2 protein-coding genes are annotated in these 3,789 nt (G+C 54.8%); both read left to right on the forward strand.

Annotated elements, in window-relative coordinates; all coding sequences use genetic code 11:
* Nucleotides 1-175 precede the first annotated feature (175 nt).
* Nucleotides 176-1,483 (forward strand): L-cysteine desulfidase family protein, encoded by a 1,308-nt coding sequence (locus WMO23_RS10985; RefSeq protein WP_292105716.1) that lies wholly within the window; start codon nt 176-178, stop codon nt 1,481-1,483.
* Nucleotides 1,484-1,616: 133 nt separating this feature from the next.
* Nucleotides 1,617-3,431 (forward strand): translational GTPase TypA, encoded by a 1,815-nt coding sequence (gene typA, locus WMO23_RS10990; RefSeq protein WP_020311222.1) that lies wholly within the window; start codon nt 1,617-1,619, stop codon nt 3,429-3,431.
* Nucleotides 3,432-3,789: the final 358 nt, after the last annotated feature.

Below are 3,789 nucleotides of genomic sequence, written 5' to 3' on the forward strand. Positions count from 1 at the left end.
CGAGGAAAATCCATATATCTGATTACGATATTTACTGGCGGATGAAATGAATTTGCGAAAGAATCTTGACACTACCTATTGTTTTCTCATAGGAATCATGCTATGATGATATTAGAAAGATACGTGATACGATTTACGTTATGATACCTATTTATAGGAGAAAGCAGGGATAATTATGGATAAAAATGCTATGTGGAACAAGATGATCGGCATCATCAAGCAGGATGTGACGCCGGCGACGGGCTGTACGGAACCGATTGCCCTGGCTTATGCGGCGGCGACGGCGGCCCGGGAATTGGGCGAAGCCGTGCGCTTCGTCGATGCCCGCGTGTCGGCGAATCTGATGAAGAACGGCATGGGCGTCACCGTACCGGGCACGGGGACGCCGGGGCTCTATATTGCCGCTGCCGTCGGCGCCCTCGGCGGGGACGCCGGAGCGGGATTACAGGTCCTGAAGGCCTTGACGCCAGACGTCGTCGCCTTGGGCAAACAGTACGTCGCCGATGGTAAAGTCACTGTGTCCGTCCGGGAAGATACGCCTCATGTCCTCTATGCCGAAGCCGTCGTCTATGGCGAAAACCACCGCGTCCGCGTCGTCATCACCGACGACCATACGAACATCGTCTTCGTGGAAAAGGATGGCCAGGTCCTCTTGGACCAGCGGACGGAAGCGGGGAGCGGGGAAGACCCGAAAATCGCTTTTCTCCATACGCTGACCCTGGCGGATATCGTCGATTTTGCCGAGCACGTGCCGCTGGCCGACATCGCCTTCCTGCAGGAGGCGGAACGGCTCAACGACCAGCTGTCGCAGGAGGGCCTGACGGGGAAATATGGCCTGAAGATCGGCTATACCTTGCAGCAGATGGTCGATAAAGACTTATTGTCCGATGATTTGTCCCATCGCATCCAGATCCGCACGGTCGCCGCTTCCGATGCCCGTATGGGCGGGGCGGCTTTCCCGGCTATGACCAATTCCGGTTCCGGCAATCAGGGCATCGCCGCGACAGAACCCGTGACGGTCGTCGCCGATTCGCTCGGTGTCACGCCGGAACGGCGGCTGCGGGCACTGGCCTTGTCCAGCATGGTCGCCATTTATGCCCACGGCTATCTGCCGAAATTATCGGCTTTCTGTGCTACCGTCACGGCTTCCATGGGGGCGGCTGCCGGCATGGCCTGGCTGCTGGCCGAAAAGGACCCGCTGCAGGTCATCGAAAAGGCCCTGGCCACCATGTCCGGGTCCATCGTCGGCATGGTCTGCGACGGCGCGGCCAACAGCTGTTCCATGAAGGTGTCGGCGTCGGTCCATGCGGCCTATGAAGCGGTCCTCCTGGCCCTCAATGACGTGCGCGTCCAGGGTACGGACGGCTTAGTGGCCAATGCAGCCGAAGAATGTCTGAAGAACGTCGGCCTCCTGGCTTCCCGCGGGATGCAGCAGACAGACGATGAAATCTTAAAGATCATGCTCCAGAAGAATAAAGCTTAGGCAGAAACTATCTGATATTTTACCGCCTGTTGACAATAAATTCAGCAGGCGGCTTTGCATTTCTGAGCAATCCATGCTATACTAACCTAGTTATATACAATCTAATATTTGTTAATGAGAGAGAGGACATTAGATGGAACGCAAAGATATTCGTAATATTGCAATTATTGCCCACGTCGACCATGGCAAAACGACACTGGTCGATGCCATGCTCAAACAGAGCCATGTTTTCCGTTCTAACGAAAAAGTCGAAGAACGTGTCATGGACTCTGGGGATATTGAACGTGAACGCGGCATTACAATCTTGTCCAAAAATACATCTGTCATGCACGAAGGCGTCAAGATCAACATCGTCGACACCCCGGGGCATGCTGACTTCGGCGGCGAAGTAGAACGTGTACTGAACATGGTAGACGGCGTACTGCTCCTCGTCGATGCTTTTGAAGGCCCGATGCCGCAGACGAAATACGTTCTGCGCAAGGCTTTGGAACAGAAATTGAAACCGATCGTCGTCATCAACAAGATCGACAAACCCGGTGCCCGTGTCGCTGAAGTCGAAGACGAAGTACTCGAATTGTTCATGGAACTCGACGCTACGGACGAACAGCTCGATTTCCCTGTCGTCTATGCAAACGGCCGTGACGGCATTGCTAAATACTCCATGGATGACGACAGCGACAACCTCGAACCGTTGTTCAAGACCATCATCAAATACTGCCCGTGCCCGAAAGGCGACGCTGAAGGCCCGCTGCAGTTCATGGTCACGACCTTGGACTACGATGATTATGTCGGTAAAATCGCTATCGGCCGTATTGTCCGCGGCAAGATGTATCCGAACCAGGCTGTCGTCGTCACTGACGGCGAAAGCCAGCGCAAAGCTAAGATTGGCCGCGTCTATACCTATGAAGGCCTGAAACGTGTCGAACAGGATGAAGCCGCTATGGGCGAAATCGCCTGCATCGTCGGCATCCCGGACCTCAAGATCGGCGAAACCGTTACGGACCCGCAGAACCCGGAAGCTTTGCCGAAAATCAACATCGACGAACCGACGCTGTCCATGATTTTCTACGTCAACGACAGCCCCTTTGCCGGCCAGGAAGGGGAATACGTCACCAGCCGTCACCTCCGCGACCGCCTGTTCCGCGAAGTCCAGACCAACGTATCCCTGCGCGTCGAAGAAACCGACAGTGCCGATGCCTTCAAAGTATCGGGCCGTGGCGAACTCCACATCGCTGTCCTCATCGAAGAAATGCGCCGTCAGGGTTATGAACTTCAGATCGGCAAACCGAGCGTCATCACCAAGGAAATCAACGGCCAGAAATGCGAACCGCTGGAAGCCCTCACCATCGACGTTCCGCCTGAATTCATGGGCGCTGTCATGGAAAAACTCGGTACCCGTAAAGCCGAAATGGTCAACATGACCGATATTTCCGGCTACACCCGCCTGGAATTCATCATTCCGGCCCGCGGCCTCATCGGCTTCCGCAGCGAATTCCTCACCGCTACCAAGGGCAATGGCATCATGTACCACGTCTTCCACGGCTATGCTCCCTGGAAAGGCGAAATCCCGGGCCGTACCCGCGGCAGCTTAGTTGCCTTTGAATCGGGCACGACGACAAGCTATGGCATCTTCAACTTGCAGGACCGCGGCACGATGTTCATCAAACCGGGTGAAGAAATCTATCTTGGCCAGGTCGTCGGCGAAAGCAACCGCGACGTCGACATCGACGTCAACCCGTGCAAGAAGAAACACTTGACCAACACCCGTTCCTCCGCATCGGACGAAGCACTCCGCCTCACGCCGCCGCAGGAAATGGGCTTGGAAAAATCCCTGGAATGGATCAACGACGACGAACTCGTAGAAGTTACGCCGAAGAGCATCCGTATCCGTAAAGCCATCCTCGACAAACACGATCGTAAAAAAGCAATGCGCCGTGCGCAGCAGTAAGCTTTTTACTAAAAACTATAAACTGCAAACTTAATACTCAAAAAGAGGGTCTGTCGCACGTAATCGTGCACAGGCTCTTTTTCTGTATGCAAAAATATCATAGCTTTATGGTCATTTTTCAGGGACTGTTTGCTCGGACTCAGAAGCGGCTTTGCCGTAATAGACTCTGAAAATCAGGCGCAGGAGCGCCCAAAGGCTCCCCTTCATAGGAGAGCTGGCCGCCAACGGCGGTCTGAGGGGTTCTTCGGAAGAGGTTGGCATCGGCCACCTGGCCCCTGGCGGGTTCGCGTGCTCCACTCCTCTTGCCGAGAGTGCCATTTGCTGGCGTGCTGAAACTCGCTGCGCTCAAACAAAGCAG

It is taken from the genome of Megasphaera intestinihominis (genome assembly GCF_040096415.1).
GTDB lineage: Bacteria > Bacillota > Negativicutes > Veillonellales > Megasphaeraceae > Megasphaera > Megasphaera intestinihominis.

What these genes read in the sequence shown, in the direction of transcription:
- WMO23_RS10985 (WP_292105716.1), top strand. Translation starts at nt 176, where the DNA reads ATGGATAAAAATGCTATGTGGAACAAGATGATCGGCATCATCAAGCAG.
- typA (WP_020311222.1), top strand. Translation starts at nt 1,617, where the DNA reads ATGGAACGCAAAGATATTCGTAATATTGCAATTATTGCCCACGTCGAC.